The 18,339-nt window shown below is 55.7% G+C and carries 14 protein-coding genes; 4 read left to right on the forward strand and 10 right to left on the reverse strand.

Annotation, left to right across the window (positions count from 1 at the left end; genetic code table 11):
- Window positions 1–403: 403 nt before the first annotated feature.
- From RBB77_RS12830 to RBB77_RS12875, 10 genes are all read right to left on the reverse strand, one after another.
- Window positions 404–1,060 carry a malonate decarboxylase holo-ACP synthase gene (locus RBB77_RS12830; protein ID WP_353062151.1) on the reverse strand — a complete coding sequence of 219 codons (657 nt, stop codon included), beginning with the start codon at window positions 1,058–1,060 and terminating at the stop codon, window positions 404–406.
- Window positions 1,061–1,067: 7 nt separating this feature from the next.
- On the reverse strand, window positions 1,068–2,015 hold the full coding sequence (locus tag RBB77_RS12835) for an AEC family transporter (protein WP_353062152.1): 948 nt from the start codon (window positions 2,013–2,015) through the stop codon (window positions 1,068–1,070).
- A 9-nt stretch (window positions 2,016–2,024) separates the two neighbouring features.
- Complete coding sequence (gene mdcE / locus RBB77_RS12840) at window positions 2,025–2,858, reverse strand: biotin-independent malonate decarboxylase subunit gamma (protein WP_353062153.1); 834 nt, start codon at window positions 2,856–2,858, stop codon at window positions 2,025–2,027.
- Window positions 2,855–3,727 carry a biotin-independent malonate decarboxylase subunit beta gene (locus RBB77_RS12845; protein WP_353062154.1) on the reverse strand — a complete coding sequence of 291 codons (873 nt, stop codon included), beginning with the start codon at window positions 3,725–3,727 and terminating at the stop codon, window positions 2,855–2,857. The genes mdcE and RBB77_RS12845 overlap by 4 nt, the downstream gene beginning before the upstream one ends.
- On the reverse strand, window positions 3,724–4,020 hold the full coding sequence (locus RBB77_RS12850) for a malonate decarboxylase subunit delta (protein WP_353062155.1): 297 nt from the start codon (window positions 4,018–4,020) through the stop codon (window positions 3,724–3,726). Before RBB77_RS12850 ends, RBB77_RS12845 begins: the two co-directional genes overlap by 4 nt.
- Complete coding sequence (locus RBB77_RS12855; RefSeq protein WP_353062156.1) at window positions 4,007–4,927, reverse strand: triphosphoribosyl-dephospho-CoA synthase; 921 nt, start codon at window positions 4,925–4,927, stop codon at window positions 4,007–4,009. Before RBB77_RS12855 ends, RBB77_RS12850 begins: the two co-directional genes overlap by 14 nt.
- Complete coding sequence (gene mdcA / locus RBB77_RS12860; protein ID WP_353062157.1) at window positions 4,927–6,603, reverse strand: malonate decarboxylase subunit alpha; 1,677 nt, start codon at window positions 6,601–6,603, stop codon at window positions 4,927–4,929. Before mdcA ends, RBB77_RS12855 begins: the two co-directional genes overlap by 1 nt.
- Before the next feature lie 34 nt (window positions 6,604–6,637).
- Window positions 6,638–7,357: an RNA polymerase sigma factor gene (locus RBB77_RS12865; RefSeq protein WP_353062158.1), complete on the reverse strand. Its 720-nt coding sequence runs from the start codon at window positions 7,355–7,357 to the stop codon at window positions 6,638–6,640.
- A 92-nt stretch (window positions 7,358–7,449) separates the two neighbouring features.
- Entirely contained in the window at window positions 7,450–8,226 is a 777-nt protein-coding gene (locus tag RBB77_RS12870; protein ID WP_353062159.1) for an alpha/beta hydrolase, read from the reverse strand.
- A 447-nt stretch (window positions 8,227–8,673) separates the two neighbouring features.
- On the reverse strand, window positions 8,674–14,907 hold the full coding sequence (locus RBB77_RS12875; RefSeq protein ID WP_353062160.1) for a sigma 54-interacting transcriptional regulator: 6,234 nt from the start codon (window positions 14,905–14,907) through the stop codon (window positions 8,674–8,676).
- A gap of 520 nt (window positions 14,908–15,427) precedes the next feature.
- On the opposite strand from RBB77_RS12875, the gene RBB77_RS12880 reads away from it, so the two are divergent.
- From RBB77_RS12880 to ripB, 4 genes are all read left to right on the forward strand, one after another.
- A complete protein-coding gene (locus RBB77_RS12880) occupies window positions 15,428–15,577 on the forward strand; it encodes a hypothetical protein (protein ID WP_353062161.1) in 150 nt (49 codons plus the stop codon).
- 804 nt (window positions 15,578–16,381) lie between these two features.
- Complete coding sequence (locus RBB77_RS12885) at window positions 16,382–16,786, forward strand: nuclear transport factor 2 family protein (protein ID WP_353062162.1); 405 nt, start codon at window positions 16,382–16,384, stop codon at window positions 16,784–16,786.
- Window positions 16,787–16,898: 112 nt separating this feature from the next.
- A complete protein-coding gene (gene ripC / locus RBB77_RS12890) occupies window positions 16,899–17,759 on the forward strand; it encodes an itaconate degradation C-C-lyase RipC (protein ID WP_353062163.1) in 861 nt (286 codons plus the stop codon).
- A gap of 55 nt (window positions 17,760–17,814) precedes the next feature.
- Window positions 17,815–18,339 carry a (R)-specific enoyl-CoA hydratase RipB/Ich gene (ripB, locus tag RBB77_RS12895; RefSeq protein ID WP_353062164.1) on the forward strand — a complete coding sequence of 175 codons (525 nt, stop codon included), beginning with the start codon at window positions 17,815–17,817 and terminating at the stop codon, window positions 18,337–18,339.

An 18,339-nucleotide genomic window follows, 5' to 3' on the forward strand; every position in this document is an offset into this window, starting at 1 on the left:
CGTTCTGCCACACAACAAGTACGTTGCGATTCAGGACGAAAAGCCGAAGGATACATCTGTTCCATTTGCTCCGCGCGCGAACGCACCAGATGCACGGCGTCTGAGAGCGATATCAAGTCTGCAGCAACCGCCGCCGAGAATGCTCCGACCGAGAGGCCCGCGACAGCCAACGGTGCAGGCCAGCTCTGTTGAAGTGCTCTTGCGTAGCGACGCCTGTCGTCAGAATGGCCAGTTGAACCGAGACGGCAGATTGCAAAGCCTCGGGGGTGTCCAACGTTGGAACGTCGAGGCCCAGGGCTTGACTGACCTCAGATAAAGTTTCCCCAACTCCGGGGGTAGGGAACAAGGTCGTGGAGCATTTGGGTTTGCCGCGAACCCTGTCCGGGGAAAAGCAGTCCAGTCTTCATTCCTTATCCTCGCTCACAGAAATCGCCCAAGGATCCTCTGCAAGGATACGGCTCGCAGGCAGCCGTACGAGGACTTGTTCCGTACCCTCTCTCGCGTATTCTTCCAGCGAGAATCCACAATATGGCGTTTCTACACGTACATCAACTTTTGATGGAGCCGCACTCATGAAACTCCAGAGATCGCGTGCGGTGTCTCGGGTGAATCGCGTCGGAGTGAACAGAACGAGATCGAGATCGCTGGTTGCGGTTACAACCTGCTGGCCGGTCGCGAGCTCAAAGCCAACGCTGCCTACTGGGCCCCAATCCAGTTCGCTTTTATCCAGTTGCTCTTCGAGCCAGACCAGAGCCGCGAGCGCGGGAAGCACGATGCGGGTGCGAGATGCCATGTGAAGAGAAAGCTGTGAAGGTCGAAGTCTCTCTTTTACGTCTGCAACATCAGCGAAACCGCCCCAACGCTGCTGTCGATTGATGCCGCGTATTCCTACGGCTACGAGTCCGTCCGGAGCGATCGCTCGACGCACCACAACCCAGAGATTGCTGGCTGGGGAGTAGCTAACCCATGCCGGTTTGGCCACGCCTGCGGAACTCACAATGCCTGCTCGTAGAAGGAGAAGGTCGTGGATGCGAGGCGAATATTGATCAGTCGGAAGCATGGGCGCCTCAGAAGAGCCTTGCCGCAAACAGCATCCAGAGTGCCAGGGTGGCCCAGCCGAAGAGATAAGTACCGATCAATCCCGAGCTGGCAATCTCCGGGGTTGAATCGAAGCCTTTGCCGAAGACTAGGCCAAAGAAACCGCCGGGAATGGCGCTGATCACGGTGATGTTCCGCAGATCGTCGTGATCCATCCGAAATAACAGCATCATGCATAAGGCGAATAATGGCTGTCCCACAAGCTTTAGAAGTGTGGTGATTGCGACACCGCCGGTGAATCGGAAGCTCTGCGCGGAGACGACCAAACCGGTAAGGACAAGCGCAGAGCCGGTCGCGGCGCTGCCTAATGTCGTGAGTGTGCCTTCGACAAACGTAGGCAGATGAATGTCGAAGAAGGCTCCAACCAAAGCCAATAGAGGGGCCCAGACAACCGGACGTAAAAGAGCGTGAGGAAAGCTACGCAAGATCTGCGCTATGGAGATATCGCGTCCACCGGACTGCTTGTCGGCTTCGAGAAGCGCTAAGGTGAGAGGCGAGATCGTGATCGACCCGATTGCGATCGACAATGCAGCAGTGATGGTCGATTCGGAACCGTAGGCTCCCTTGAATAACGGAAGAGCGATTGCGGCCGAATTTGGGAAGCCAATGGTAAGAGCTAATACGGAGGCATCAGAAAGCGACATGCTCAGCCCTCTGCGCGCCCAAATGTAGCTAATCAGATACAGGACACAGAAGACCAGCGTGATCATCAGGGCCGCGGGGACATGGCGTAGCAAATCAGCTTGCGATGAGCCAATAATCGTTGAGAACAGAGCGCAGGGAATCGCAAAGCTCATCACCAGCACGATCAGATTGCGGACATTCCGGTTGTCCATCGTACCGCGCCGGCCTGCGACATATCCGAGAAGCAGTCCGGCGAATATCGGGATGAGTGTGTCAAGTAAAACCTTCGTCACGACGGCTCCCTATGCGTTCTGCCACTGTGCTTCCAGCGCAGCGCGGACGGCAATCCCAGCCTTCCGCGTCTGCTTAGCAGCATCGGACTGAAGCCGGCTGCTGAGGTCGGTTGCACCGCGGCGTGCATCCTGAATAGCGCCGATCAGCTCATGCTTGATAGCTTCGACGTCGGCCGCTGGGGGATTCTGGGGATCGTCCACGTGAAGCAATTTGTAGAGCAGTCCAAGCCTGGCGTAGTCGTGGACGTCATAAGACATCGGAGCAATCTGATGCCCAAGCTCTTCGAGTTCATCGACCGAGCGACGCGTGATTCTCGCCGCCGCTTCCTTGTGCATCGCGTGAATCACAATGCCAGAATCATCGAAGGATAGGATGCGATTCGCTTGATAGCCATGAGTAAGAAATCCGCCGGAGAAAGCTTGTCCCGCGACAAGCGAGATCACGGGATGTCCAGCCATCCGCGCCGAAGCATAGGCATCGGAGGACGCTGCCGCGGCGAAGAATATCCCGGCCGTCTCTTCGCGGCGCCCATAAGCCTGGCTCTTAACGTCGACGATCGCGATCACTGTACGCTTTTGTGCTCTGGGCTTTTCATGATCTTCGGCTATAACTCTACGCAGGTGATGAGCCAGGGTGAACGCTTCCTCGAGACCCACCTGACCATCTCGCACACACGGAAAGCGGCTGGACGGATTAGGTATGACACAAAGGAACAATGCGATCTCATCGCCGATCTGAGAATTAGAAGCGAGAACGGTTCCGGGGTCTCCGGACATCGGTTGATTGTTACCCGTCAGCGCCTCAAACCAAACCCTTCCTCGCAACCCGATGTGTTCACTCATCGCAGCCCTCCCGTTGTTGTGTTGTTCCATTCCCGGCGCAGGCTAATTGGATCGATCTGCGCAGACGTATCCAGGGCAGCGATTCGATCGCGGTAGAGCTCTACTTGTTGGCTTCTGTATTCGGGTAGAAGATCAGCCTGGACGTATTTACGGATTGTGGCTTTGATCTTCTCGACGTCATCTTCGACGAGGGCATCGGCCAGGCCCATCCCAACACGCTGTTCTCCACCGTGAATGGCCCAGATGAGCGCTCTGTCGGAGGAATCGAATTCGTCAATACCCGACTCCTGCTCGATGACCTCAGGGCCATTGAGACCGAGTCGCGCCTCGCGTGTCATCACAACGTAGCTCGATACTCCGGCTGCAAGGGACATGCCCCCGAAGCAGCCAACTGTGCCGGCAATCAAGGTAATCACTGGAGCATGTGGACGTAAGGCGAGCACTGACGAGATCACTTCGGCTACAGCCGCTAATCCAAGATTGGCTTCCTGCAGACGAACTCCGCCGGTCTCGAGCAAAAGAATGGCAGCTGTCCTTTTACCAGCTACTGAGTCTTTGGTGGCGAGATCAAGGGCCGCGGCCATCTTTGCACCGGAGATTTCTCCGATACTGCCGCCCTGAAAGGCTCCTTCCAGGGCGATGGCGACAGCGGGCATGCCGCCGATCCTACCCTTGATCACGATGCAACCGTCGTCAAACTGTGGCGCGATGCCTTGCATTGGCAGCCACGGAGACTCCCTTCGTTCGAAAGGGTCAACCAGTTCCTTCCAGGTGCCCTCGTCGAACAGGCTCTGGGCCCGTTTGCGGCCGTCAAGTTCAATGAAGCTTTTACGGCTTACGAATTCCGGAATGATACTTGTCTGGCTCATTGACTTATCACCTCCACCGCTTGTTCCAGCCGAAGCATGACGCTTCCTGGAGTTGCGCCGGCATCGTTGATCCGGATGCGTACGGCTCCGTCGAACTTTGAGAAGAAGCGATCGAATACAGCCTTCCAGGAACTCTGAAAGCCATCTACGCTCGTCGTGATCGAGACGTGGGCACCTTCGCTCTGTGCCGGCTCCATGAGAACTTCCATATCACCGGAGCCGACGACTCCAATATGAGCCCTCTTCGTGATGCGACGTTTTGCCGCCGGATAGTCGAACTCAATTTGCTCCATAGGGATCTCCCTCCGAAAGACTATTGTCCTCTTGCACTGCATATTGACCTCGTTCCAGGGCGTCCAAAAAGAGAGTGGCGGCCAGAATATCCGCACTGCCCCCCGGAGAAATGGTTCGGATAAAAAGTTCGTGATCGAGCTGGAGCATTGCCTGATCTCCAGCGGCGCTTCCGGGACCGCCTGCGTGCAGAATGTCTGAAGCGCCCTTCTGTACGATTGTCAGTCCCTCCGCCCCGCCACGATAAAGAACGCAGGTATCATCGAGGCGAGCCATGATGTCGAGAAGCGCTGACAATCTGCTATTCGTTTCTGTGCAGCCTTTCTTTCTTGCCGCAAGCAGAGCGGGGAGGCCGACGTGAACGATGTGGGGAAAGTTTGCAATGGCTTCACCGCGCGCTCCGGTCACGCCATAACGGGCTCGAACCATGTCGCCGTGCGATACCAGTTGGGGGCGAACGCTATCCGGCAAAGATGCCAGAAGGCCGGCACCTTTCGCGATCGTGTCCGGATTTGATTCGATGTCCTGGCCTGCTGCCGTTACCAGCAGGCCCAGAATCCAGATCGCTCCTTTGTGGGAGTTGCTTCCACCAGTTACCTGAAGCATCGCGAATTCAGCAGCGCGTCCGATGGCGGCAACCTCGGTACGCAATGCATTGCTGAATGGCATGGATTGCGCAGCCGTCGCCATATCTGCAAAGAAGGGAGCTATCGCTGACGCAGATCGCCGCATAAGATCTAACGAAAGATCGGAGTGCGCTCCAGTTCCTCTTCGATCCACCAGCCCTGGCTTCGGAGTGAGTTCAGCTTCGGCGACCAGCGCCTGCCGTGCCAATTCCGCGAGATGCTCGGCGGCAAACACTTCTCGAACAGGTGCGACCTGTCGAAGAATTGGAAGTACGTTTGCCATTACCAGCTCCTGAACTTTGCGGGAGGTTGATACAGACCACCGGACCAGGCGACCAGGTCTTCCATACTGCGGGCCGCGAGAAGGGCGCGATTTGCCTGGAGCCGCTGCACTCCAATGTCTTCCGGGTATGCAACAATGCCTTTGCGACGAAGTTCAGCCGTCTCCGCGGGCTTAGCATTCAGACCAACGGGGCTAATGCCTGCAACGGCTGCTAATGCTCGACGGCGCTCCTCGATTCCTTCCGTCTTATAGAGGTAAGCGATCCCTTCCTCAGTGACGACATGGCTGACATCATCGCCATAGATCATGATCGGCGTGATGGGCATGCCAGCTTTCTTTCCAACTTCAACCGCATCGAGCGTTTCGACGAAGGCAGGAACTCCACCTTTGGAGAAGGTCTCCAGAGTCTGGACGACAAGTTTTCTGCCGCGAGCGTTCGGGCTCGGGTCCGTTTTGAGGTCGAGCCACGCAGGTGTCGAATGACGGCGCCCGTGGGGGTCATGTCCCATATTCGGCGCGCCCCCGAAACCGGCCAGACGGCCAGTTGTTACGGTCGATGAATTGGCATCGCCATCCATCTGCAGGGTTGCACCGATAAAGGCGTCGACCGCGTACTGTCCGGCAAGCTGGCACAACACACGGTTGGAGCGGAGACTTCCGTCACGGCCGTTAAAGAAGATATCGGGTCTGGCGCGAATGTAGTCATCCATGCCGACTTCGCTGCCAAATGAGTGGACGCTCTGGACCCAGCCGCTCTCGATGGCCGGGATAAGCGTCGGATGCGGATTGAGCGCGAAGTGCCGGCAGATTTTCCCGCGCAGTCCCAACGACTCTCCATACGTCGGCAGCAACAGTTCGATGGCCGCGGTATCGAAGCCGATGCCGTGATTGAGCGACTGGACCTGGTGCCGTTCATAGACACCACGAATGACCATCATTCCGGTAAGGATTTGAAGCTCAGTGATGTGGCGAGGGTCGCGGGTAAAGAGCGGCTCGACTGCGAAGGGTTTGTCGGCTTCCACAACAATGTCCACCCAGGACGCTGGAATGTCTACGCGTGGGAGCTTGTCAACGATCTGGTTTACCTGGACGATAACAATCGCATCGTGAAAGGCTGCGGCCTCCACAATCACCGGCGTATCTTCAGTGTTTGGGCCTGTAAACAGGTTTCCTTCCTGGTCAGCCTGTTCGGCGCATACCAATACGACGTTAGGGACAAGGTCAACGAGTAGTCGGGCATAAAGCTCAACATAAGTGTGAATTGCACCGATCTCGAGGACGCCATCCTCCAGAAGCTGGGCTACTCGAAGGCTCTGGGGTCCCGCAAACGCGAAGTCCACTTTCTTCGCGATACCGAGCTCAAAGAGTGTCAGATGCTCGGGCCGGCTGATGCTTGAAATGATGAGGTGAAGGTCGCGGATCTTCTTCGCATCGACCTGCACAAGGGACCGGGACAAAAAGTCGGCTTGTTTCTGATTGTCACCCTCCATGACGATTCTGTCACCCGATGCTATGACCGACTCAAGGGCTTCAACGATCTTTTCCTGTGCTAATACTGGCCCCTTCATCCATGGCTCGACTGACTGCATGCGTCGCGCTTTCTCATCGCGACGAGTCGTCCAGGAGACCGGACGCTGCTGTTGCGTCTGCTCACTCAAGCTGAAGTTTGTTTTCATGATGCGGTTCTCCACTCTCATTTGTTGACATGCCCTAATTTTCTAGCAAATCGGACACTCTCGCATCCGCACTGGCTTTCCACAAGATTGATATCTCATGAACGGTCAGCAGATTGATCGTCTGATAAGACTTCAGGTTGTTATCGCGTAATAAGGTGCGCAAGGACAACCTCGCACGCAAGAGTCGCGATTTAGCAGACGCCTTGGAAATGCCGAGAGAATCAGCTATCTCCTGCATTGAATACTCCTGCGAATATCGAAGTTCCACTGCATTTCGAAGATACGGACGCAACCGAACAATTGCTTCCCTGAGCAATTCCGATCTTTCGTGTCTCGTATAGACGCGCTCAGGATCTTCCCTGAGGTCCCGCATTTCCCATCTATCATCGGATCCGCAACAATTGTCGTCAACGTCGATCGACTGGTCATTGTTTGCGCGTTTCTTTCTCAAAATCGTAAGCGACGTGTTGATTGCGATTCTGGTGATCCACAACGAAAAACTGGATCTGCCTTCAAAACTATTCAGATGAGTAAATGCCTTAAGAAAAGAATCCTGGAGTGCATCCTCCGAATCTTCCCGGTTTCTGGTGATCCGATATGTCGTTCGCAGGATTGCACGGAAGTGACGGTCTCTGAGTTCAGCGAAGGCGTTGACATTTCCGTCTTGTGCGGCCACGACCAACCACTCGTCGCTCATCTCCTTTAAACTGTGGCTGATTACAGTTTCGTTGTTTGCCAGTATTGGTTGAGTCATTGGGATCGTCCATTCTTACGGTCTAACCGCAGGCGATAGCATCTTGGGCGCGCATGGATTGGATAGGCGTCGGGTGCATATAGTAGTCCGAACTACTTCGAGACCGCACGTGCAGCATTCTCAATTACAACTGCAACTTCCTTGGGATGCGACACATAGACGCAATGGCTGGCGCCCGCGACTTCGACCGTGTGGCTATGAGCTCGCTTGGCATACCATCGTTCAAGGTCAGGGTTGATGGTTCTGTCTTTTGACGCTACCAACATCCAGCTTGGTTTGCTTCTCCACGCCGCCGTCGTGATGACTGCCTTGAAATTCTCCGCCGCGTTGAGTACCTGCGATCGCGCCATGAATGCCGCCTGCTCCGCAGAAAGATCGGCTGCAAAGTACTCACGAAACTGCGCGGGATCGAGGTACGTGAATCCATCTGGCGTCTTCTTGAGCGCACTAGACTTGCCGAGGTCACTCGGAAAGCGCTTCCCGTCGTCTCCTTCGTTTTCCCCAGCGTCTGGCATGTGCGCTGCAACGTACACCAATCCGGCAACTGATGGATCCGTGCCTGCTTCCGTAATCACGGATCCCCCATAGCTGTGGGCGACAAGGATGCTCGGTCCGTCTTGCAGCGCGAGGATCCGCTTCACGGCGGTCACATCATCGTGGAAGGACGTCTCCGGCTCTTGGGCGATGCTGACATTGAAGCCGTCCCTGACGAGAATGTTGTAGACGCCTTTCCATCCCGAACCGTCCGCCCAGGCACCGTGGACGAGGACGATGTTCTTCACTTCAGACTTCTGAGCTTGTAACTTCGGTGTGCTCGATAAGGCAGCAGCACACAACATCGTGGCGAATAGGGCAAATTTATTGACCATACCTATCTCCAGTTGCTTCTTTGTTGAGTTCTGCAGCGCGTTTTCAAAGACTCAGACCGTCACTGCTGGTGAGGCTCTCATCCAACGGTTGCCTCTGATGCCTTACCCTTCGAAGAACGCAGCTTCCTTCGCCGTTCTCAAGTCCCTTGAAGATCTCGCGAACACTGTCTGATGTAATTGCCATTTGAAACTCTCCTTGTCCTTTGCGATTTGTCTTCTGCGCTTTGCAATTAGATAAGCAGGTATCGTGCCAATTGCTAAGTTGCTGAAAACGAGCTGGCTTCATCATCAGAGCCATGCTGCACGCTCAGCAAAATGACGAGCGCTCAGCAGAACGTGCGGAAACCAAAGACTGACCGGCGACGGATGGACTTACTTTTCGAGTCCAAGGATAGACAAGAGAATTTGGGGGCAGGCGCCGCTCGTCGGGAGCGAGAGCCTTTCCAATTAGGACGATTGATGTTTCAGATCGTACTTGCTAATTTTCAAACGCCTGATTTTCGATTCAAGTGTTTGTCGCGGAATCCCGAGTTTGGCAGCCGCGCCTGAAGGTCCGGAAATGCGGCCATGGCAGTCAGCGAGGGCAGCTTCGATCATCCCTACTTCGCGATCTGACAGCGTCGAAAGCCCTTCGCGCGGCTGCCGAGACTCTGCCGACTCACGTTTTAGCCAGCTCTCATCAACGAAGAATGTGTCCGTTTCACCTAGAATGACCGCCCGTTCCACGACATTCTGCAATTCACGGATATTACCTGGCCAGCCGTAGGCTGTTAACTGCTCCAGTGTTTGCCTACCGATATGTTGGATTTTCTTGCCTGCCGCCTTAGCGTAACGCCCAACGAAATATTCGACGAGCAATGGAATATCCGCCGCTCGCTCGCGGAGCGGTGGAACAACAATCGGAACAACATGGAGTCTGTAGAAAAGATCCTGGCGGAAGGTTCCAGCAGCGACGGCAGCAGGCAGATCCCGGTTCGTGGCTGCTATTAGCCGGACGTCTACCGGAATCGGATGGTTGCTTCCCACTCGCTCAAACTCGCGCTCCTGTAGCACGCGCAGGAGCGCGATCTGCGTCTCCATCGGGAGATCGCCGATTTCATCAAGGAACAGTGTCCCGCCGTCAGCGGATTCAAATCTTCCCAGACGTCTCTGCAGGGCGCCCGTGAAGGCGCCTTTCTCGTGCCCGAAAAGCTCAGAGGCAATCAGTGATTGAGGGATGGCGGCGCAGTTCACACGGACGAAGGCTCTCGCTGCACGGTTCGATCTCCGATGGAGCGCGCGCGCAATCAGTTCTTTACCTGTTCCGGTTTCGCCGAGGATGAGAACGGTCGAACCCGACGGTGCGACTTTTGCCACTTGCTTCAACACCTGGCGCATGGGTTCGCATGAACCTACAATTTCCTCAAACATCGAGAAGCGATCGATTTCTTCGCGCAACGTAACGTTCTCGTTTTGGATGCGCTGCTCCGCCACCTTGCGATCCTCAATGTCTACTGCTGTCGCATACCAGCGCACGAGGCGTCCCTCTTCGTCGCGGAAGGGGTTATAACGAAGGAGGAACCAACGATACTTGCCGTCTTTTCCGAGAACCCGCTGTTCGGTCTCAAACGGAACACCATTTAGGAGCGCGTTTTGCCGTACTTCTTTGAACATCTCGGTGTCTTCAGGATGAACGACGCGATCGCGGAAACTTTCCGCCCGCACCTCCTCAATCGACAAACCGGTGTACTCGAGCGCTACTCGATTTGCATAGACCGGCCGGCCATTGGGACCCAAGACGACAATCACTTGCGCTATGGCATCGGCAATGTGGCGAAGTTCGTGATCATCTCGCCGGCTCTTCTCCTCCGCCTGTTTTGCTGCGGTGATATCGGTCACGGCACCTACAAATTCAAGGTTCCCAGATGAGGTCGTCAACACGCGAGCGGAAATGTGGAGGTGCTTGATTGAACCGTCCGGCATCAGCAAACGGTGTTCAAGATCAAAGTCGGCTTTTGCTTCACACGCTCGGTCGAGGGTTTGCTGCACGAGATCTTTGTCGTCGGGATGATATCGCGGCAGTATCATCTCCAGCGTAGGCTTTACCGCTCGATCGAGTTCAAAGATATTGTAGGTTTCCGCCGACCAGTAGATTTCTCCGCTGGCCACTCTCCAGCCGAAGCTGCCAGTGTGGCTTATGCTCTGCCCTTCAGTGAGGAAAGCTTCGCTGCGTTGCAGATCTGAATAGAGGCTGGCGTTCTCGAGCGAAATTGCGGCTTGTGAAGCCAGGAACTGCAGCACGGCAACCCGGTCCGGCGTGAAGGCGCACGCAGTCAGATTGTTCTCCAGATAGAGTGCGCCGACAAGCTGCGCCCGCTCGACGATGGGCAGGCAGAAGATGGACCTGGAGCGCTTCTGCCGCACATATTCGTCCTTTGAATACACCTCGTCGGCCGAAGCATCATCCAGAAGCACGCTCTCCTGCGTCCGGATCACGTAATGCAGCGCGGATTGAGGGAGATCAGACGGTGTAACCTGCTCCTGGCGAACGACCAGCTCGATCCTGCCCGGACCAGTAGTGGCTTCGGCTTCTATCCACGGCTCGCGGTCCCGAATCAGGATCAACAAACCCCGCTCGGCCCCGGCATGCTCCACCGCGATTCGCACGAGCTTCTCGATGAGACTGGAGAGGACCATCTCACTCGAAAGTGCCTGCGAAGCTTTAACCACAGTCTCGACGTCGAGTTGCCCTGCCAGTGGCGCAATCGCGGTCGAGGAGGTGTGAGTCCGTTCGTCGCGAAGGCGCGGGTAGAGTTCGTCGAGTTGCTTTACTTTTCCGTCGGCTCCCCAACGCGCATAGAGAGACCGAGCCTCCTTCAAATACGCCTTTGCGACCTTCTCCAATCCCCGGGCTCGATAGAAACCCGCTGCCAATTCGTTAGCGAGCGCTTCGTTGTGAACAAAACTATTCGCTTGTGCGGAGCGGATGGCATCTTCGTAAAGTTTTTCGGCGTCGAGCGTGCGGCCTTCGATGCGCGCAATTTCCGCCCCCACCAGAGCGGCGCGGTTTTCGAAATTCTCCGGGCAGTTTTCCGCCCATATTTGGAGGTGTTTGTAGTGAGCTTCGAGAGCATCGTAATGCTCCCGGCTTTGGCACGCCGTTGCGGAATCGCAGAACGCTGCACGGGCAAGCGCGCTGTAAAATTCATACTCTGCCGGCGCAAAATTCGGTAATGTCGCAAGCAGCGGGCGGGCCTTCAATGAGGCCTCGATGGCAGAAGCAAAGTCACCGGCAAAGAAGTGGGCTTGTAGCTTTCGGACCCAGTACCCCCAACGGGCCGCCGGCGGGTAGCTCTCCAGACGACGCTCGAACCCTATTTCGTCGAACTCTGCATGCTCAAAGGAACCGAATTTTGTCGTCAGGCCCCTGAGCGTTCGGATAAGACAGAGCTGCAGATTAGCCATGTCAGCGGCGAAACAGATCTTCGCCTTCTGTGCAAAGCGAAGGCCATTCTCGACTTCCCTTTGCACTTCAGCGAGCGGATCTCCCGTCGCGATAAGCAGGGTGTTCAGGCTGATACGGCTGTACGCTGCGTAGGTGAGGTCGCCGATTGTCTTTGCAATCTCGAAGGCTTGACGCGTCACATTACAGCAAGCCGAGAGATGCTGCATCCATGGCATGATGCCATTTGCGAAAGCGGCATAGGTCGCAGCCTGGAAGCGCTTCAAACCACGCTTTTCAACCAGATCATAGCCGAGCTGACCGAATCGAAGTGCATTCTTGTAGTCGCCGAACCTATGCCCCGCTACGAAGCTAAGCCAAACATAGTGGACGCACGAACCGTCGTTGTTGCCGTGCTCGATGCTGAGACTAACCGCCCCACAGACGACCAGGGCAAAAAGATTCGTATCCGTAAACACTGCAGAGCTCAATACCTTCGTCAGAACATCCAGAGTCGCGATAGATGTGGGGTCGCTCATTAGCGGGAAATCAATGACCTCCTCGATGGCGCGGCTTCCGAGTTTTGACCAGGTCCGCTCGTATTCGCTTCGTACTTGTTCCTCCGTTGGATGGAGCGGCCAGTCGATACCGACATGGCGCAGGTAGTCGAGGCCGATAGCGATTGCACGGTTCGTCTGAGAGATCGCCATATAAACATCGATACCCAGACACGTGGCCATCGCTAGTTCGACGGTATTTGAGGCACGCGATCGAAGCATTTCCACGCGCTTGGCCGCGATGGCCAGCTCGCCAGTCAGGAACTCGCATTCGGCCCGCTGCAATTCCAGTTGGAAAATCAGATCGTGGTCGCGCTTCCAGGCCGCATCCGCCAAAAGCGCTTGGCCAGCGACGAAATACTGAAGAGCTGAGGCGTAGGCGGTAGACCCCTTGGCCCGTTTGCCGGCGATCAGGTTCAACTCAGCAACCTGGAAACGCTCCTCTTCTGAAACGATGAGCTCAGCTCCGCGATTCAACTGATTGACGATCTCGAATACGGCCTCCTCACGCTTTTCAGGCGGGGTGTGCGCATGGAGCAATCGCCCGATTCGTAGATGTGCTTCAGCGCGGGCTTCTTCCGCAATAAGCGAATAGGCTGCTTCCTGTATGCGGTCGTGCGCAAACCGGTAAGAGTTCTCCGAGCGGACAATCAGCTCCTGGTGGAGAGCCTCCCATAGTTCCGCTTCGGTCTCTTGCTCGGACGCCTCAAGAACAGCAGAAAGTGTGGCGGCTTCGGCGCTGTTTCCAATGCAGGCAAATTGCTGCAGGGCCTTTTGAATTGCAACTGGAAGCCGGTTCAGTTTTGCAACCATAAGGTCTACAACGTTGTCGGTATAACCCTTAGCCCGAATGGCATCCAGATCCCAGCGCCATCGGGCATCTCTATGGTCGAAAGTGATGAGCCCCTCTTCAACCAGGGCATGGATAAACTGACGGACAAAAAACGGGTTGCCGGAAGTCTTCTCGTGCAAGAGTTGCGCCAGCAACAGCGCAGGCTGCGATTCACAATGGAGGGCATCTGCAATCAAGTGTGCCAAATCGGCGGGGCTCAGCGGCGTCAGACGGATCTCCTGCTCAGCGGCTCCGGCTTGACGGATTGCTGACAGCTTCCGCATCAGCGGATGCTCCGAGTCGACCTCGTTGTCTCGATAAGCGCCGACCACGAGAAGGCGTGCCAGATCCTGCTGGACCAGCAAATCCTCTAGAAAGTCGAGTGTTGCCACGTCAAGCCATTGCAAATCGTCGAGAAACAGGACCAGCGGATGTTCAGGGCGCGCGAAAACGCTGATAAACCGCCGAAATGCAAGATAGGAGCGAGTTTTCGCGTCTTGAGGCGGTAAAGCGGCAACAGGCGACTGCTCTCCGATGATTAGCTTCAATTCAGGGACGAGATCGATAAGGAGCGATCCATTCGGACTTAACGCCAATAGAAGGTCATCCCGCCATTTGCTCAGCTGGCCTTCAGGCTTACTCATCAGTGGGCGCAAAAGGCTCTGGAAAGCTTGCGCTACAGTTGCGTAAGGAATATCGCGCTTGTACTGGTCGAACTTACCCGACGCAAATAAGCCACGCGGCGGAACAAGGAATTTGCGAAGTTCATTGACAACAGCGGATTTGCCAATGCCAGAGTATCCGGAGACAAGAACCAATTCCGGCCTTCCGCCGGCAACAACACGCTCGAACGCCGCAAGCAGAGCATTGACCTCGCGCTCCCTCCCGTAAAGCTTCTCGGGTATCAGCAACTGGTTTGGGACATCGTGTGTCCCCAGCTGGAACGGTTCAATGCACCCTCTTGATTCCCATTCCCCGAAGCACTTTTGAAGATCGGCCTCAACGCCTAAAGCGGTCTGATAACGGTCCTCGGCGTTCTTGGCCAGGAGCTTCATAACGATCGCAGACAATGGCTCGGGCACTGCAGCGCGATCCCGAGGCGGTGTCGGCCGGCGTGCAATGTGGCAGTGGACCCATTCCAGGGGGTCGGCTGCGTCAAATGGCAGTGCGCCGGTGAGCATCAGATACAAGGTGACTCCCAGGGAGTAAAAATCGCTTCGGGCATCGACCGAACGGTTCATGCGGCCGGTCTGCTCGGGTGCCATGTAGGCCAGCGTGCCGGAAATAATCTCCGGCGGTGCGGGCGGCTGGAGCTCGCGGGGCAACCGCGATGCAACTCCGAAGCCAGTAAGCCATACGCAGTCGGCGTCGTCGACGAGCACGTTTTCAGGCTTGATGTCCTTATGTATGAGTCCGTGCCGATGGACTTGGCAGAGCGCCGCCGTCAAGCCGATCGCGATGCGCAGGGCGCGGGTCAGATCGAGCGGTTGTCCCTGGCCTCGCTCAAGAATCAGATCCAGAGGATCACCGCCAGGGTCTTTGAGTACGAGGATCGCTCGCCCTTCGTGACGAGTGAGCGCCAGAGGCTTGGCTGCCCATGCGGAATCGACTTCGCCTGCGAGCGAGTATTCGTGCTCCAGCCGCCGGAGACTCTGAGGCGATGGGTGTTCTGCCGCGAGCGCCACTACCAGAACGGGGGATGGGTTGTCCTGCTGCCGGCCGCGGTAAAGGGTGAAGTCCGCAGCTTCCCGGAGGGGTACGAGCACGTACCCAGAAGGCTTTGTTCCGGAAGGTGTCCTCGTCGCCACGGCTGCAGCTCCCAGATCCCGCGCGTCTTGCGAAAATGGAATCCCAAGTGGCAATGTAGTCATGTGGATCCCCCGAGCCAATTGCGCTTATGGCAGTCGCAGTCTTTCCGTATTCGAGCTTCGAATTGTCTCGGGCGTTCAGGGATTGCTACGTGCCTTCGCTTGGATCGAGCCATGTCTGCCATGCTCGATACTTTTGAAGTGAGTATCAAGGAAGGTTCGGAAGATTGTATCCCCCAAAGGAATGGATTTTCAACGCCAGTGACTGGTGCGTATCGGATACCACTATTTAGGGGATTTGATGCCCAAGCATGTGTACAGCATCCAGCGATTGCCGGTCACATGACGTTCTGCTCTCCGTGCGCTTCGGGCACGTACAGCTATCAACAGCTAGCCTCAGGTTCAGGAGCCAGGCAACTGGCTGAGTCCTCGTCATTTTGCCGAAAAGGCAGCACGAAGAATTGATGTAGTCCATTTTGCTTCAGTTGTTTACGAATGGCCCTCGCCATGCCTACCCGGATACTGCAGGAACGTGGATTCGCGAATCTGTTACCGGTGATGAGTTGATAAAGAGGAGCAAGTAATGACTTCTTCACCTTCCATCCGGATTACTCGCGCTTTCAATGGGATTGGCGTTGTCTATGCCGACCGCTTCGCCACGCGGGGCCATGCTCTCGTATCGGTAGCCCACGACCGCGCCCGAAAGGAATGGTCAACCAATGTTGAGGATTGAAAAGGAGTCGGACGGAGACACTACGAGCCTGCGGTTCAGTGGCCGAATTCAATCGGACAATATCGCCAACATACGGGCTCAAATGGACGATCACAACGTTCACATACTCCTGGACTTGGGTGAGGTCACTCTTGTGGACGTTGAGGTTGTACGATTCTTAAGTGACTGCGAGAACGGGGGGATTGCATTGGTTCATTGTCCTCCTTATGTGCGCGAGTGGATTCTTCGCGAGCGAGCCGAAGGGGCACAGCCGCAAGTTTCGGATAACATCTGATTCGTTCGTGTCGTCCGGGCAATTGAACAAGGCAACGTCGTCCGCTGGTATGGAATCAACGCCGATATCGATTACCGGAAACGCCGAGCAGAAACTGCAGGAAGATGAGCGGAATCTGCGCGATCACCGATGTTTATTCGCCAACCATCCTTGCCCTGGCGCGCTGCGAAAAACTTGGGATTCCCCGACAAACGGTTGAATCGACGATCAGACGTCTGTGAATCAACAAGTACGGTCTGAAACCTCAATCCTTCCAATGGGACGGCTCTCGTTTCCGACGAGCGGCTCCTGCCATCACATTCTCTTTCCGTCTGCCCAGACCAAGCGCCCTCGAAAGGTTAGTCCATCCGTTGCTGATTCAGTTTTTGATTTCAGCACTTCTGCTGAGCGCTCGTCATTTTGCTGAGGATGCAGCATGAATCTGATGATGACGCTGTCTCTTCTCAGCACCTTAGCAAATGGCAGGATACCTGCTTTATCTAATTGCGAAAGCGCAGAAGACAGATAGCAAACGACAAGGAGAGATTCAAATGGCAATTACATCAGACAGTGTTCGGGAGATCTTCAAGGGACTTGAGAACGGCGACGGCGCTGCGTTCTTCGAACGGGTAGCCGACGACGTCGCCTGGACAGTGATGGGCACCCACCCCCTCGCCGGTCACTACTGTAGCAAGAAGGCTTTCACGGAGGGCACCTTCTCCAAGTTGAGCCAGGTTCTCCCACACGGCGCGCAGCTCCATGTGGAGGATTTGATCGTAAAGGACGACGAGGCGGTAGTTGAACTTCATTCTCTAGCGACAGCAAAGAACGGCATGCGCTTCGACAATCGCTACTGCTGGGTAGTTTATTTCCGAGAGGGATTGATCGTGCGAGTTCGTGCCTACCTCGACTCGGCAATGGTCGCCCGGTTGTTCGAGGAGAATCCGATTGCCTGATCGGCTGCGATGATCTCCCATTTCTGCCGCCTCCAATATGAACCAGACGGAATGACGGTCGACCGTTATTGATCGGCGTTGAGATCAGTTGAGAACGCTTGAAGGAGCCGTGATGACGCTTCCGAAGTTGCAACAATCGATTCTTTCGCTGAAGAGTTGGCTGTTCACACCAGCGACCAAATCTGACAGATTTGCCCGTGCAGCCGAGGTACACGCCGACGCCCTGATCGTTGATCTTGAAGACGCAGTGGCGCCTTCCGCAAAGAAAGAAGCGCGCGAGGCAGCACTTCGCTACCTTGCAGTGACTCACGCAGACCATCTCCCTTGTGCGCTGAGAATTAATTCCCCGGACACGATGTTCGGGTTCGATGACCTAGAGGCTCTATTAAGCTCTCCGGCCGATCCTGATTATCTGATCTTACCGAAATGCGGATCGTCCGCTCTCATTGGCTTGGTAGGAAATCTGCTGCGAGAGACGGGCAAGACGGCGCAGATTATCGCGCTTATCGAGAGCGCCAAGGGTGTGGGGGCTCTTGATGAGATAGTCCGAGGAGACGCCAAGCCAGCTGCCTTGCTCTTCGGCGCGGCGGACATGGCCGCGGATCTTGGGGCGGAAACTGCGTGGGAGCCCCTGCTTTGGGTACGGTCGCGCGTCGTTCAATCTGCTGCATCAACCGGGATAGCGCTCTTGGATTCGCCCTATTTCAATATTGGGGACACAGAAGGCCTCAAGCAGGAGACGAAAGCCTCGGAGAGTCTGGGATTTCACGGCAAATGTGCAATCCACCCGGCACAAATTGCAATCATCAATGAGGTCTTAACCCCGAACGAACAACAAGTAGCCAAGGCACGCCAGATTCTTGTCGTGAACCAGAAGGGTGTAGGTTCTGTGGATCACCAGATGGTGGATGAAGCCGTTGCACGCAAGGCGAGACTCGTCCTTGAACGAGCTGGAATCGCTGTTGAGAAATAAGTCTTGCCATCTGGAGCGGAAATTAGTGAAAGAAACGCAACGAGAAGGAGAGGACATGGAGAAGACACTATCGGCATACCGGGAGCTAGGCCCGAAGCACTATCGCGAGACATCTGGCCTTTACTACGAGGATTTCGAAGTTGGGGACGTATTCGAGCACCGTCCGGGAAGGACGATCACAGATGTAGACAACATCTGGATGACGTTGCTGACCCTGAATGTGCAACCTGTCCATTTCGATGCCGCCTACGCCTCGCAGACAGAGTGGAAGAAGATGCTGGTGGACAGCACGTTCACCCTCGCACTCGTCACTGGCATGAGCGTCCGAACCATCAGCGCCAAGGTCGTTGCCAATCTGGGATGGGACAAGGTCAAGGCGACGCACCCGGTTTTCGCAGGTGACACGCTCTACGCGGAATCGACGGTTTTATTCAAGCGCGAATCAAAGAGTCGCCCCACGCAAGGGATCGTGACGGTTTCCACACGCGGGCTGAATCAGGATGGCAAGGAAGTGATGAGTTTCGAGCGCACGATGCTGATTTACAAGCGGGGTCACCAACCGGACTCCGCGAAATACTAG

Origin of the sequence: Tunturibacter psychrotolerans (genome assembly GCF_040359615.1) — a bacterium.
GTDB lineage: Bacteria > Acidobacteriota > Terriglobia > Terriglobales > Acidobacteriaceae > Edaphobacter > Edaphobacter psychrotolerans.